Below are 13,712 nucleotides of genomic sequence, written 5' to 3'. Positions count from 1 at the left end.
CTTGACGCTTATTGCCGATGTTCGTTCGATGCGTAGTGATAATCACGCGGCGCTTACTGCTTGAATTGCCGCGTGAAGCGGACGAATTCGTCGACCTTCGCGCGCGCGCGGCCGGTCGCGATGGCTTCGCGGGCGATCTGAATGCCGTCGGCGATCGATGCCGCGACGTTCGCCGCGTAAAGCGCCGTGCCGGCATTGAGCGTGACGATTTCACGCGCCACGCCGGGTCGATTCTCCAGTGCTTCGATGAGCAGCTGCTTCGATTCGTTCGCATCGTTCACCTTCAGCGATCGATTCGACACCATCTGCAGGCCGAAGTCTTCGGGATGAATCTCGTACTCGTGGATCTCGCCGTCGCGTAGTTCGCCGACGAGCGTGGCGGCGCCGAGCGAGACTTCGTCCATGCCGTCCTTGCCGTAGACGACGAGGACATGATTCGCCCCGAGCCGCTGCATGACGCGCACTTGGATGCCGACGAGATCGGGATGAAACACGCCCATCAGCTGGTTCGGCGCACCGGCCGGGTTCGTGAGCGGGCCGAGGATGTTGAAGATCGTCCGCACGCCGAGTTCACGGCGCACAGGCGCGATGTTCTTCATCGCCGGATGATGGTTCGGCGCGTACATGAAGCCCATGCCCGTCTCGGCGATCGATTGGGCGACTTCCTCGGGCTTCAGGTCGATGTTGACGCCGAGCGCTTCGAGCACGTCGGCGCTGCCCGACTTGCTCGACACGCCGCGGCCGCCGTGCTTCGCCACCTTGGCGCCTGCGCCCGCCGCAACGAACATCGTCGCTGTCGAAATGTTGAACGTGTTCGAACCGTCGCCACCCGTGCCGACGATGTCGACGAAATTCGAGTTGTCGGCCACCTGTACGTGATTCGCGAACTCTCGCATCACCGTGGCGGCCGCGGCGATCTCACCGATCGTTTCTTTTTTCACGCGCAAGCCCGTGATAATCGCCGCCGACATGACGGGCGAAAGATCGCCGCGCATGATGAGCCGCATCAGATGCAGCATTTCGTCGTGAAAAATCTCGCGATGCTCGATCGTGCGCTGCAACGCTTCTTGCGGTGTGATCATAATGTGGCCTTCGCTCCGGCGCTGATGCATTCGATGGCTCAAGCCGTCGCCGCGTGAGTCGTCTTCGCCATTTTCAGAAAATTTTCGAGCAGCGCGTGGCCGTGCTCGGACAGGATCGATTCGGGATGGAACTGCACGCCCTCGACGAGCCGCTCCTTATGGCGCACGCCCATGATTTCGCCATCCTCGGTCCACGCCGAAATCTCGAGACAATCGGGCAGCGTATCGCGCTCGATCGCGAGCGAGTGATAGCGCGTTACGTCGAAATGCTTGGGCAAATCGGCGAATACGCCTTTGCCGTCCGTTTCGATCCGGCTCACTTTGCCGTGCATGATCGTCTTCGCGCGCACGACGCGCCCGCCGAACGCCTCGCCGATCGCCTGATGGCCGAGGCATACCCCGAGAATCGGCTTTTCCCCCGCGAAGCGGCGCAGTACGTCGAGCGTGATGCCCGCATGCTGCGGATTGCTCGGCCCCGGCGAGAGACAAATGGTGTCGGAATTCAAGGCTGAAATCTCGTCGAGCGTGATCTCGTCGTTGCGGTAGGTGCGCACGTCCTCGCCAAGCTCGCCGAAATACTGGACGAGGTTGTAGGTGAACGAGTCGTAGTTGTCGATCATGAGCAACATGTTTAGCTCTCCCGGTCAGAAGTCGGCGTCGAGGCCGTCTTGTACCTGCTCCGCCGCGCGCAGAACGGCGCGCGCCTTGTTCTCCGTCTCCTGCCATTCCGATTCGGGCACCGAATCGGCGACGATGCCGGCCGCGGCCTGCACATAGAGATTGCCGTTGCGGACGAGGCCCGTGCGGATCGCGATGGCGAGATCCATTTCTCCGCTGAACGAAAGATAGCCCACGGCGCCGCCGTAGAGGCCGCGCTTGACGGGCTCGAGCTCGTCGATGAGCTCCATCGCCCGCACCTTCGGCGCGCCCGAGAGCGTGCCGGCCGGGAACGTCGCGCGCAGCACGTCGAAGTTCGTCGTGCCGGGCTTGAGCTTGCCTTCGACCGAGCTCACGATGTGCTGCACATGCGAGTATTTTTCGATGACCATCTTGTCGGTCACCGTCACGGTGCCCGTCTCGGCGATGCGGCCGACGTCGTTGCGCGCCAAATCGATCAGCATGACGTGCTCGGCGATCTCCTTCGGATCGTTGAGCAGTTCCGTCGCGAGCTCCGCGTCACGCTCGGGCGTATTGCCGCGCGGCCGCGTGCCGGCGAGCGGCCGGATCGTGACGATTTTGTCTTCGCCGCGCTTCTCCTGGCGCACGAGAATCTCGGGCGACGCGCCGATCACATGGAAGTCGCCGAAATTGTAGAAGTACATGTACGGCGACGGATTCAGCGAGCGCAGCGCGCGATAGAGCGAGAGCGGGTTGTCGCGGTAGGGCTTGATGAGGCGCTGGCCGACCTGGACCTGCATCAGCTCCCCGGCGGCAATGTACTCCTTCGCCCGCCGGACCGCCGCGAGATAATCGTCGCGCGCGAACTCGCGGTAGATTTCAGTGCGCATGCTCGGCGACGTGATCGGCGGCTCCACCGTCGCGTGCAGCCGCTGACGCAGATCGCGCAACCGCGCTTTGCCGCGCGCATAGGCCTCGGGCGCCGATGGGTCCGCATAGACGATCAGATAGAGCTTGCCGGCGAGGTTGTCGATGACGGCCACTTCCTCCGTCAAGAGCAGCTCGATGTCGGGCAGCTCCAGATCGTCGGGGGGCGCCGTATGCGCGAGTTTCTTCTCGATGTAACGGACGGCGTCATAGCCGAAGTAGCCGGCGAGCCCGCCGCAAAAGCGCGGCAGGCCGGGGCGTTGCGCCACCTTGAAGCGGGCCTGGAATTGAGCGATGAACTCGAGCGGATCGCCTCCGTGCGTTTCGACGACCTTGCCGTCCTGCACGACTTCCGTCACCCCGCTCTTCGTGCGCACGAGCGTGCGTGCCGGCAACCCGATGAACGAGTAGCGGCCGAACCGCTCGCCGCCGACGACGGATTCGAGCAGAAACGAGTTCGCGCCGCCGCGCTCGGCTTGGGCGAGCTTCAGATACAGCGAGAGCGGCGTCTCGAGATCGGCGAGCGCCTCGGCGATGAGTGGAATGCGGTTGTAACCCTCGCTGGCGAGGGACTGGAATTCGAGTTCGGTCATGTTTCGTTCCTGTTCGTAGACCGACGCTCACGCATCCTTCTTCTTACCGGCGATGCGTAGCGGACGGCAAACCGTTGGAGCGCAAGCCCGGGCGGTGACGCGGCAGCCGGGGCGGCCGTTATCGTCCGGTTGTGCAGCAAAGGGAGCGCGGGTGCGCGGCGAATCAAAAAACGGAGCTGGACAGGTATTTCCAGCATACCTCGGGAGAGGCTAGTGCGACGAGCGACGCCAGGGCCAAGCTCCCCGGTCGATACTGCTCGGACTCCGCTTTTTGCTCAGAAACATGAGATGAAAGACTTAGATCGTCGACGATTGAGACGCTGCTGACCCGGCTTCGAGGCTCGCATGATGATGCGCGATGACGGTCGCGGCCGCCAGCAACGTGGCGACTATACCATCCGACTTGATCGTTTGTATAGCCTTGCCATGGTTGTAGCCGTAGGGAACCGTCAGCGTCGCCATGCCCGCCGCGCGGCCCGCGATCGCATCGTTTTCGGAGTCGCCGATGGCGACCGTCTCGCCCGGCGCCACGCCCATCGCGGCGCAGGCCGCAAGCATCGGCTCAGGGTCGGGCTTCTTGCGAGGCAAGCTGTCGCCGCCGAAAACGAAGGAGAAGTAGCGTGCGAGCCCGTATTGCTCGAGCAGCGCGAGCGCGAAGCGGTGCGGCTTGTTTGTCACGCAGGCAAGCCGCAGCCCGGCATCGCGCAGCGCCGCAAGACCGCGTTCCACGTCAGGGTAGAGCCGCGTATGGTTGCCGTTGATCTTCGCGTATTGGGCCTGATAGACGGCGAGCGCCATCTCGAAGCGTGCCTGCGCTTCTTCGGCCTCGAAGCGCGCGGCCAGCACGCTGCGAATCAGATGCTCCGAGCCTTTGCCGACGTAGCCGATGACTTCGCCGCGCGTGACGGGCGGCGCGCCGCCGAGCTCGGCGAGCATGCCGTTCAGACCGGCCGTGAAATCATCGGCCGTGTCGACCATCGTGCCGTCGAGATCGACGACGGCAGCCTTCAGTTTTAGCGGCGGGAGCTTCGGTGTTTCAGCCGGTACGGTGGAGAGGCGAGTCATGGAATAATCGCCGCTCATGCAGGCGAGACGGCCGCGAGCCGGGCTCGCATGTCCGCGATGACCGCTTGGTAGTCGGGCTTGCCGAAGATCGCCGAGCCGGCCACGAACGTATCGGCCCCTGCCTTCGCGATCTCGGCGATATTGTCGACCTTGACGCCGCCGTCGACTTCAAGATGAATCTCCCGGCCTGTCTTTTCGCGATAGGCGTCGATCTTCGCTCGCGCCGCGCGCAATTTGTTGAGCGCTTCCGGAATGAACGATTGCCCGCCGAAGCCGGGATTCACCGACATGATCAGCACGAGGTCGACACGGTCCATCACATGGTCGAGGTAGTTCAGCGGCGTGGCCGGATTGAAGACGAGCCCCGCCTTGCAGCCTTGATCGCGGATCAGCGACAGGGTGCGATCGATATGTTCCGACGCTTCCGGATGAAAACTGATCAGATTCGCGCCGGCTTTCGCGAAGTCTGGCACGATGCGGTCGACGGGACGTACCATCAGGTGGACATCGATCGGTACCTGCACGTGCGGACGAATCGCCTCGCAGACGAGCGGCCCGATCGTCAGGTTCGGCACGTAATGGTTATCCATCACATCGAAATGGATCCAGTCGGCACCTGCGGCGACGACATTGCGGACTTCTTCGCCGAGCCGGGCAAAATCGGCCGACAGGATGCTCGGGGCGATACGGAATTGCGTCATGACCAGTCGATCCTCTTTGCCGACGATGAGCGGCAACGAAAGCCCGTATTTTACCGTGCGTCCCGTCGGTGTTCGGGCGGGGGCGACCATCGTCGCGATTGCGGGTGTAGACTCCGACGCGCGACAATGCCGAACGCAACACCGTATGCGCCGGCGTTCTTGCGATGTCGTCGCCGTGCAGCCCATTGTATTCGGGCAGGGGTAGAACCCAAAGTAAGCAGATTTTTGCTGGAGTCTAAGCAGATACTTATTAAAGCGGAACAGAGTCACGATGAGCCAGTATCAATTCAGCGTTTCGGCCCAAACGCGCTACCTGCCTGAACAATCCGATCCCGAGCGCCGCCAGTATGCCTTCGCGTACACGCTGACGATTCGCAACACGGGGCAAGTGCCCGCGCAGTTGATCGCGCGCCATTGGATCATTACCGACAGCGAGTCCAAAGTGCAGGAAGTGAAGGGCCTCGGTGTCGTCGGACATCAGCCGCTGCTGCAGCCGGGCGAGCAATTCGAGTACACGAGCTGGGCCGTCATCGCGACGCCCGTCGGCACGATGCGGGGCGAGTACTTTTGCGTGGCGGAGGACGGCGAGCGGTTCGAGGCGCCCGTGCCCGAGTTCACGTTACAAATGCCGCGTACGCTGCACTGATGGCGGCCGGCGTTCCCATGCGCATCGAGCGCACAATCGCCGGGCAGGTCGCGGCCGTCTTGCTGGCGGTGCTGCTCGCGGCCTGCGGCGGCCCCGCGGTCGTTCGCCCGACGGCCGCACCTCCCGGCAGTGCCGTCGGAACCTTGGGCCAACTGCCCACGGGGCGGTTGACGCAGGTATCGTGGCAGCAGGTGCCGGGCTGGGACGACGATTCGCTGATCGGTGCGGCGGCCGCCTTGCGAGAGAACTGTCTGCGCCTCGGACGCGAGCCGTCCTGGCGGCGCGCCTGCACGGCGGCCGCTCAGCTCGACGATCTGGATGTCACGGGTGCTCGGACTTTTTTTGAAACCTATTTCACACCCTTTCAGCTTGCCAATGGCGACGGTACGCTCGACGGGCTCGTGACGGGCTACTACGAGCCGCTTCTGCATGGTTCCCGTACGCGGCGCGGACCCTACCAGTACGCGCTTTATCGCTGGCCGGCCGGCTTTCGGGCGGGCACGACGCTTCCGCCGCGCGCGCAACTCGAGCGTTCCGGTGCGCTGGCGGGCAGCGAGCTCGTGTGGGTCGACGATCCGATCGAGGCCTTCTTCCTCCAGGTGCAGGGCTCAGGGCGCATCGTGCTCGACGATGGGACGGTCATGCGCGTGGGCTTCGGCGGCAGCAACAATCAGCCTTATCGATCGATCGGAAGGTGGCTGCTCGATCATGGCGAGCTGACGCCCGCGCAGGCGACGATGCAAGGCATCAAGGCTTGGGGGCGCGCGAATCCCGCTCGCGTCGATGCGCTGCTCGATACGAACCCTCGGTTCGTGTTTTTCCGTGAGATGCCGTCGGCCGACCCGGCGCTCGGCAGCACCGACGTCGGTCCCATCGGCGCCCTCGGCGTACCGCTCACGCCGCAGCGCTCGATTGCCGTCGATCCGTCATCGATTCCGCTCGGCACCCCGGTTTTCCTGCAAACGACGCGGCCGTTCACCAACACGCCGATGAACCGGCTGGTTTTCGCGCAGGACACCGGGACGGCGATCAAGGGCGGCGTGCGCGCCGATTATTTCTGGGGCCTTGGCGACGAAGCAGGCGATCTGGCCGGCAAGATGAAGCAGGTCGGCCGGATGTGGCTATTGCTGCCGAACTCCTGATATAAGCCACCTGCGAAAGAATGCGCTCGTCGGTTGGGGGCAGCGATTGCTAGCGCCGGCCAAGCGCCTGTCTCCGTCTAGGGCACTGCGGTCGGACCGACGGACTGCCGGGCGTTCCCCGCGGCCCGCGCAGGCATCAACCGCCGGCCTTGCGCTTGTCGACGATATGCCGGGCCTTGCCTGCCGATCGCTCGATTCCGTTGACGGGTAGCACTTCGACGATCGCGGTGACCCCGATCAACGCCTTGATGTCGTACGCGAGCGCCGACTTTGCTGCCTCGATCGCCGCATGGTCGGCGAGCGCCTCGGGCATCGGCTCGACGTTGAGCGTCATGACGTCGAGCGGACCTTCCTTCGTCAGCACGATCTGGTAGTGCGGCGCAAGTGCCCGCTGCTTCAGCAGCAGCTCCTCGATCTGCGTGGGGAAGACGTTGACGCCGCGCACGATCATCATGTCGTCGCAGCGGCCCGTGATCTTTTCCATGCGCCGCATCGTGCGTGAAGTACCGGGCAAGAGCCGCGTGAGATCGCGGGTGCGATAGCGGACGATCGGCAGCGCCTCTTTCGTCAGCGACGTAAAAACGAGTTCGCCGAACTCGCCGTCGGGAAGGACGGCGCCGGTTTCAGGGTCGACGATCTCCGGATAAAAATGGTCTTCCCAGATGGTCGGGCCGTCTTTCGTTTCGATGCACTCGCAAGCAACGCCGGGACCCATGATTTCGGACAGTCCGTAGATGTCAACGGCATCGATGCCCATGCGCCGCTCGATCGCGAGACGCATTTCGTTCGTCCACGGCTCGGCGCCGAATATCCCGACCCGCAGCGACGATTGGGCGGGATCGAGCCCTTGGCGCTGGAACTCGTCGGCGAGCGCGAGCATGTAACTGGGCGTGACCATGATGATGTCGGGCTTGAAATCCCGAATCAGTTGAACTTGCTTTTCCGTTTGCCCGCCGCCGAACGGGATGACGGTCAGGCCCGCGCGTTCGGCGCCATAGTGCGCACCGAGACCGCCGGTAAAAAGACCGTAGCCGTAGCTGACATGGACCTTGTCGCCGCGGCGGGCGCCGGCCGCGCGAATCGAGCGTGCGACGAGGTTGGCCCAGGTATCGATGTCGCGCGCCGTATAGCCGACGACGGTAGGCTTGCCCGTCGTGCCGGACGACCCGTGAATGCGCGAGATTCGCTCCTGCGGTACGGCGAACATGCCGAACGGATAGTTGTCGCGAAAATCGCGCTTCGTCGTGAAAGGAAAGCGCGCGAGATCGGCCAGCGTCTTCAGGTCTTCGGGACGCACGCCGGCCTCGTCGAACTTGCGTCGATAGACGAGCGAGTTCTCGTAGGCATGGGCAAGCGACCATTTCAGTCGCTCGAGCTGCAGAGCGGCGAGTTCATCGCGGCTTGCGGTCTCTATGGGCTCGAGCGGGAACGCGGTGTTCATCGGGTCTCTCTCCTATGTCTCCTGGGTGAAACGTTTGCGACCGGTTCGAGCCGAGCGCTTTCCGTTGCGCCGCATCGGCGCTCAACGGGTAGGAATCACGGTTCCTCTGATCTGTGCCGATTTGCCGCGAAACATCGCCACTGTGTCGCCCGCGCCATTGGTGACGCGAATATCGTAGATGCCGGTGCGCCCGTTCAATGTCTGCTCGACCGCCTCGGCGGTCAGGGTGTCGCCGCGGCGGACCGGACGCAGAAACTCGATCGAGCATCCCGATGCCACGGTATTGACGTTGTACGAATTGCAGGCGAATGCGAAGGTCGAATCGGCCAGGGTGAAGATGAGGCCACCGTGGCAGATGTCGTGGCCGTTGAGGAAGTCGGGCCTTACCGCGGCTCGCATGCGCGCATATCCCGCGCGGACTTCGAGAAGTTCGAAGCCGAGCGCGCGGCTGCACGCGTCCGCGGCGTACATCGCTTCGGCTACCGCTCGAGCGAGTTCGTCGCCGCTCTTATCGGCGCCGGTGCCGAGAACGTGAGTTGCCGTAGACATCCTAGCGCCCTTCGAAGCGCGCGGAACGCTTCTCGATGAACGCGGCGACGCCTTCCGCGAAGTCGTGCGAGGCGCCGAGTTCTCGTTGCAGGTCGCGCTCGAGATCGAGTTGCTGGTCGAACGAATTGACGGTGCTTGCGTGCATGGCTCGCTTGATGGCGGCGATGGCCTTCGTGGGCTGTTGCGCGAGCTGCGCGGCGAGTTGCTGAGCGGCAGCGGGCAGATCCGCATCCTCGACGACCTGCCAGATGAGGCCCCACTGTTGCGCCTGCTCCGCCGAGAGCTTGTCGCCCGTGATGGCGAGGCCGAGCGCGCGTGCCATGCCGATGCGGCGAGGCAGCAGGGCGGTTCCGCCCGAGTCGGGGATGAGGCCGATCTTCACGAACGATTGCACGAAGCTGCTCGAGCGCGCGGCCAGCGTGATATCGCAAGCGAGCGCCAGATTCGCGCCCGCGCCGGCCGCGATGCCGTTGACCGCGGCGATGACGGGCAGAGGCAGGGCTTGCAACCGGCGCACGAGCGGATTGAAGTTTTCGTCGATGAGCGCCCCGAGATCAGTCTCCGCCCCGGGCTCGAAAGCCAGATCCTGCCCTGCACAAAAGCCGCGGCCCGCGCCCGTCAGCACGAGCGCACGCGTCTTCGCGGCCTCGACCTCGTCGAGCGCGGAACGCAGCTCCGCGTGCATCTTGCGCGTGAAGCTGTTGAGCTTGTCCGGCCGGTTCAGCGTAATGGTGGCTACGCGCGAGGACGCGTCGACGTCGACGCGGATTGCTTCATAAACCATCGTTCGTCTCCTTTGTCGCTTGGCTTAGGCTGCTTGTGCCGATCGATCCGTCGGATCAGGCTCCCTTATCCGAGCCGTCGGATCGGAATCACTCCCTGCCGCTCACAGTCGCTCGATGGCGAGCGCGATGCCTTGACCGACGCCGATACACATCGTGCAAAGCGCATATTGACCGCCCGTGCGTTCGAGCTGGTAGAGCGCTGTCGTCACGAGCCGGGCCCCCGATGCACCGAGCGGATGCCCGAGCGCGATGGCGCCGCCGTTCGGATTCACGCGAGGGTCGTCGTCGGCCACGCCGAGCAACCGCAATACTGCGAGTCCTTGCGAGGCGAACGCTTCGTTCAGCTCGATGACGTCGAACTGACTCAGCGACATCCCGAGATGAGCCAGCAGCTTTTGTGTTGCGGGAGCCGGCCCGATGCCCATGACGCGAGGCTCCACGCCGGCCGTCGCCATGCCGAGGATCCGCGCTCGGCGGCGCAACCCGTATTGCTCGGCCGCTTCGCCGTTGGCAAGTAAAAGCGCGCATGCGCCGTCGTTCACGCCCGAGGCGTTTCCGGCCGTCACGGTGCCGTCGGCGCGCACGACGCCCTTCAGCTTGGCGAGTGCCTCGAGCGATGTTTCGCGCGGGTGCTCGTCTTGCGCGACATGCAGTGCATCCCCCTTCTTCTGCGGGACGACGACAGGGACGATTTCCGCGGCTAGCGTTCCGTTGCGCTGAGCTTCGGCCGCTTTCCGCTGGCTCCGCAGTGCGAAGGCGTCCTGATCGGCGCGGCTCACTGAAAACTGTTCGGCCACGTTTTCGGCCGTTTCGGGCATCGAATCGATCCCGTATTGCGCTTTCAGCGCTGCATTCACGAAACGCCAGCCGATCGTCGTATCGTGGATTTCCGTCTGGCGCGAAAAGGCGCTCGTCGCCTTTGGCAAGACGAAGGGCGCGCGCGTCATGCTCTCCACGCCGCCGGCGATGAGCAAGCGAGCTTCGCCGGCTTTCAGCGCGCGCGCGGCCGTGCCGACCGCATCCATGCCCGAGCCGCAGAGCCGGTTCAGCGTCGCGCCGGGCACGTCGGTCGGCAAGCCCGCGAGCAAGGCAGCCATGCGCGCGACATTACGGTTGTCTTCGCCGGCCTGGTTCGCGCAACCGTAAATGACATCGTCGAGCGCCCGCCAGTCCACGCCCGCGTTGCGCTCCATTAGCGCTTTGATGGGCACGGCCGCGAGATCGTCGGCGCGGACGTCCTTCAACGCGCCGGCGTAGCGGCCGAATGGAGTGCGAATCGCGTCACAAATGTAGGCATCGTTCATCGGAATTCCTGAAGTTCGCAATCGTGTCTCTCGACGCAGGGGCATGAGGGGACGGTCGGGGCATCGTACGGAGGGGCGTGGCGGCGCGCCATTCGGCCGTTCGGCCTATGCCGTTTGGCCGACTTGAGCGGCTTCGGCAAGGGGCGCAACATGGACCCGGCTCTGAATCACGCGGAATCGATTGGCCACGAAAGCCGAATCCGTCAGCGCCGCGTTCGCCGCGGGATTCGCGCCGGTTCCATGAAAGTCCGAGAACGCTGCGGACTGGTTAACGAACACGCCGCCTGTCAGATTGATCGAGAGCGCCACTCCGCCACGGATCGCCGCCTCGTGCGCGGCTTCGATGATCGTTTCATCGGTGCTATAGATGGACAACGTCAGCGCGCCATGCGCCGCTGCGGTCGATCCGGCCAGGTCGAGCGATTGCTCGGTCGACTCGGTGGCGATCACGAACGAGATTGGGCCGAACCATTCGCCGCTGAATTTGGCGCTGTCCGTTGCCGCGTCGAGTTTCAGCACGAGCGGCGTGTGCACGCGCGCGCCGGGGAAGGCGGGATGGTCGATCGATTTGCTGTCGACGAGTATTTGGCCAAGCGGCCGTGCTTCGTCGATGCGGCGGGCTACGCCGTCGTTCTGAATGGCGCCCAGCACCTCCACGGCACGCGCGGGATCCCCGACCAGCTTTTCAACGGCTTCCCCGAGCGCTCGAGCAACTTCATCGAAGCTCGCATGCCCGGCGGACGTCGAAATGCCGTTGCGGGGCACATAGATGTTCTGTGGCGCGGTGCACATCTGTCCGGAGTAGAGCGCGAGCGAGAACGCGATGTTGCGCGCGGCGGCTTTGAGGTCGTCGACGGAGTCGATGACGATCTGATTGACGCCTGCTTTCTCGGTGAATACCTGCGCCTGGTGTGCGTGCCGTTCGAGCCAGTTGCCGTTTTGGGTGCTGCCCGTGAAATCGATGAGCTTGATTTCGGGGCGCAGCGCCAGATCCTGCACGAGTGCCCCGTCGTTCGGATCGGTGGCGAGCAGCGTGACGACGTTCGGGTCGAAGCCAGCCTCTCGCAGCACGTCTCGAGCAATCCGCACGGTGATCGCGAGCGGCAGGATCGCTCCTGGGTGCGGCTTTACGATCACGGCGTTGCCGGTTGCGAGATCGGCGAAGAGGCCCGGATAGCCGTTCCAGGTCGGGAACGTGCAGCAGCCGAGCACGAGGCCGATGCCTCGCGGTGCGATCGTAAAGCGCTTTTTCATCGCGAGCGGCGGATTCTTGCCTTGCGGCTTTTCCCAATGCGCTTCGGCGGGGACGCGGCGCAATTCGGCCCACGCATAGGCGACGGCCTCTAGCGCGCGGTCTTGCGCATGAGGGCCACCGGCCTGGAACGCCATCATGAATGCCTGCCCCGTGGTATGCATGACGCTATAGGCGATCTCGAAGCTCGCGCGGTTGAGACGGGCGAGGATTTCGAGGCTGACGCCGGCCCACGCTTCGGGGCCGGCCGTGCACCAGCCGCGCTGCGCGGCGGTAGCGGCGGCGATCAGTGCGCCGGCGTCCGGTTTCGGGTAGCGGATCCCGAGCGCGAAGCCGTACGGCGATTGCTCGGCACCGACCGTGTCGCCGGTGCTCGGCTGATCGAGTTCGAAAGTGTGATTCAGACGCGCTTTGAACGCGGCCTCGCCATCGGCGTTGCTGCTTTCCCCGTACACTTTGGGGCTCGGCATTTCGGCGAACGGGCTCCAGTAGCCGCGGGTTTCGATTGCGGCGAGCGCATGCTTGAGCGTGTCTTCGTGCTTGGCAAAGAGAGGATGTGTCATGTCGGAGACGAAAGCGGCGTGAGTTGGGAAAGATCGGCTGCCAATTAATTGACCGACCGGTTGGTTGGTGAATGGTACCATCGTTCGCGCGAAGGTTTCTAGCGTTTTTGCGGTGTATCGAGACAAACCATAGGAGGGTGCAGATGACCTACGAGAACATTCTTGTCGAGACGCGCGGTCGGGTCGGGCTTGTGACGCTGAACCGCCCGAAGGCGCTCAACGCGCTCAACGATGCGCTGATGGACGAACTGGGCGCAGCCCTGAAGGCGTTCGATGCCGACGACGGTATTGGCGCGATCGTCGTGACGGGCAGTGAGAAGGCGTTCGCGGCGGGCGCCGATATCGGGATGATGGCGAGCTACACCTATATGGATGTGTACCGAAACGACTACATCACTCGCAATTGGGAGGCGGTGAGTTCGATTCGCAAGCCGGTGATCGCGGCGGTGGCCGGGTTTGCGCTCGGCGGCGGCTGCGAGCTGGCGATGATGTGCGACATCGTCTTCGCCGCGGACACCGCGAAGTTCGGGCAGCCCGAGATCAAGCTCGGCGTCATGCCTGGGGCGGGCGGAACACAGCGGTTGCCGCGGGCGGTGTCCAAAGCGAAAGCGATGGACATGTGCCTCACGGCTCGCTTCATGGACGCGGCGGAAGCCGAGCGCGCGGGTTTGGTCTCGCGCGTGGTGCCGGCGGCGGCCTTGCTCGACGAGGCGATCGCGGCTGCGTCGACGATCGCGGAGTTCCCGTTGCCCGCCGTCATGATGGTGAAGGAATCGGTGAATCGCGCGTACGAAACGACGCTTGCGGAGGGCGTGCGCTTCGAGCGCCGATTGTTCCATTCGCTATTCGCGACGGAGGATCAGAAGGAGGGGATGGCGGCGTTTGTCGAGAAGCGCAAACCGGTTTTCAAGCATCGTTGAGGGCGCGCTCATTTTCCCCTTGCGGTGCACTGCGAAGCGGCCTAGAATCACGCCCTTTCGCGCGGTCGGCGACGGCGGCGCGAGAGCGGGAAGTGGGAGGGCGAGCGGCGCGCATCGTGCAGTC

13 protein-coding genes are annotated in these 13,712 nt (G+C 64.2%); 3 read left to right on the top strand and 10 right to left on the bottom strand.

Going from position 1 to position 13,712, the window contains the following annotated elements; translation table 11 throughout:
• Positions 1 to 53 precede the first annotated feature (53 nt).
• From trpD to rpe, 5 genes are all read right to left on the bottom strand, one after another.
• Positions 54 to 1,085 (bottom strand): anthranilate phosphoribosyltransferase, encoded by a 1,032-nt coding sequence (gene trpD, locus B0G57_RS18465; RefSeq protein ID WP_026229604.1) that lies wholly within the window; start codon positions 1,083 to 1,085, stop codon positions 54 to 56.
• Positions 1,086 to 1,120: 35 nt separating this feature from the next.
• Positions 1,121 to 1,711 (bottom strand): aminodeoxychorismate/anthranilate synthase component II, encoded by a 591-nt coding sequence (locus B0G57_RS18460; RefSeq protein WP_102607203.1) that lies wholly within the window; start codon positions 1,709 to 1,711, stop codon positions 1,121 to 1,123.
• A 15-nt stretch (positions 1,712 to 1,726) separates the two neighbouring features.
• Positions 1,727 to 3,220, bottom strand: coding sequence for an anthranilate synthase component I (trpE, locus tag B0G57_RS18455; protein ID WP_018440326.1), 1,494 nt, complete (start codon positions 3,218 to 3,220; stop codon positions 1,727 to 1,729).
• Positions 3,221 to 3,517: 297 nt separating this feature from the next.
• Positions 3,518 to 4,285 (bottom strand): phosphoglycolate phosphatase, encoded by a 768-nt coding sequence (locus tag B0G57_RS18450; RefSeq protein WP_051090014.1) that lies wholly within the window; start codon positions 4,283 to 4,285, stop codon positions 3,518 to 3,520.
• Positions 4,286 to 4,299: 14 nt separating this feature from the next.
• Positions 4,300 to 4,986, bottom strand: coding sequence for a ribulose-phosphate 3-epimerase (gene rpe, locus B0G57_RS18445; RefSeq protein WP_026229603.1), 687 nt, complete (start codon positions 4,984 to 4,986; stop codon positions 4,300 to 4,302).
• A gap of 271 nt (positions 4,987 to 5,257) precedes the next feature.
• Between rpe and apaG the strand changes: the two genes are divergently transcribed.
• Together apaG and mltA are read left to right on the top strand one after the other, a co-directional pair.
• Entirely contained in the window at positions 5,258 to 5,632 is a 375-nt protein-coding gene (gene apaG, locus B0G57_RS18440; RefSeq protein ID WP_018440323.1) for a Co2+/Mg2+ efflux protein ApaG, read from the top strand.
• A gap of 17 nt (positions 5,633 to 5,649) precedes the next feature.
• Positions 5,650 to 6,774, top strand: a complete 1,125-nt coding sequence (gene mltA, locus B0G57_RS18435; protein WP_026229633.1) for a murein transglycosylase A — start codon at positions 5,650 to 5,652, stop codon at positions 6,772 to 6,774.
• Positions 6,775 to 6,910: 136 nt separating this feature from the next.
• On the opposite strand, the gene paaK is transcribed toward mltA, so the two are convergent.
• The 5 genes from paaK to paaN all read right to left on the bottom strand — a co-directional run bounded on the left by paaK (position 6,911) and on the right by paaN (position 12,668).
• Positions 6,911 to 8,215 carry a phenylacetate--CoA ligase PaaK gene (gene paaK, locus B0G57_RS18430; RefSeq protein ID WP_018440321.1) on the bottom strand — a complete coding sequence of 435 codons (1,305 nt, stop codon included), beginning with the start codon at positions 8,213 to 8,215 and terminating at the stop codon, positions 6,911 to 6,913.
• Between the two features lie 81 nt (positions 8,216 to 8,296).
• Positions 8,297 to 8,764, bottom strand: a complete 468-nt coding sequence (paaI, locus tag B0G57_RS18425; RefSeq protein WP_018440320.1) for a hydroxyphenylacetyl-CoA thioesterase PaaI — start codon at positions 8,762 to 8,764, stop codon at positions 8,297 to 8,299.
• A 1-nt stretch (position 8,765) separates the two neighbouring features.
• The gene (gene paaG / locus B0G57_RS18420) at positions 8,766 to 9,548 is read right to left on the bottom strand and encodes a 2-(1,2-epoxy-1,2-dihydrophenyl)acetyl-CoA isomerase PaaG (protein ID WP_018440319.1); all 783 of its coding nucleotides are present in this window, start codon (positions 9,546 to 9,548) and stop codon (positions 8,766 to 8,768) included.
• A 102-nt stretch (positions 9,549 to 9,650) separates the two neighbouring features.
• Positions 9,651 to 10,853, bottom strand: a complete 1,203-nt coding sequence (gene pcaF, locus B0G57_RS18415) for a 3-oxoadipyl-CoA thiolase (protein ID WP_018440318.1) — start codon at positions 10,851 to 10,853, stop codon at positions 9,651 to 9,653.
• A gap of 105 nt (positions 10,854 to 10,958) precedes the next feature.
• Positions 10,959 to 12,668 carry a phenylacetic acid degradation protein PaaN gene (paaN, locus tag B0G57_RS18410; RefSeq protein ID WP_018440317.1) on the bottom strand — a complete coding sequence of 570 codons (1,710 nt, stop codon included), beginning with the start codon at positions 12,666 to 12,668 and terminating at the stop codon, positions 10,959 to 10,961.
• Between the two features lie 143 nt (positions 12,669 to 12,811).
• Between paaN and B0G57_RS18405 the strand changes: the two genes are divergently transcribed.
• Positions 12,812 to 13,588 carry an enoyl-CoA hydratase gene (locus B0G57_RS18405; protein WP_018440316.1) on the top strand — a complete coding sequence of 259 codons (777 nt, stop codon included), beginning with the start codon at positions 12,812 to 12,814 and terminating at the stop codon, positions 13,586 to 13,588.
• Positions 13,589 to 13,712: the final 124 nt, after the last annotated feature.

The sequence above is a fragment of the Trinickia symbiotica genome (assembly GCF_002934455.1).
GTDB lineage: Bacteria > Pseudomonadota > Gammaproteobacteria > Burkholderiales > Burkholderiaceae > Trinickia > Trinickia symbiotica.
This window is presented reverse-complemented; position numbering and strand designations above follow the sequence as displayed.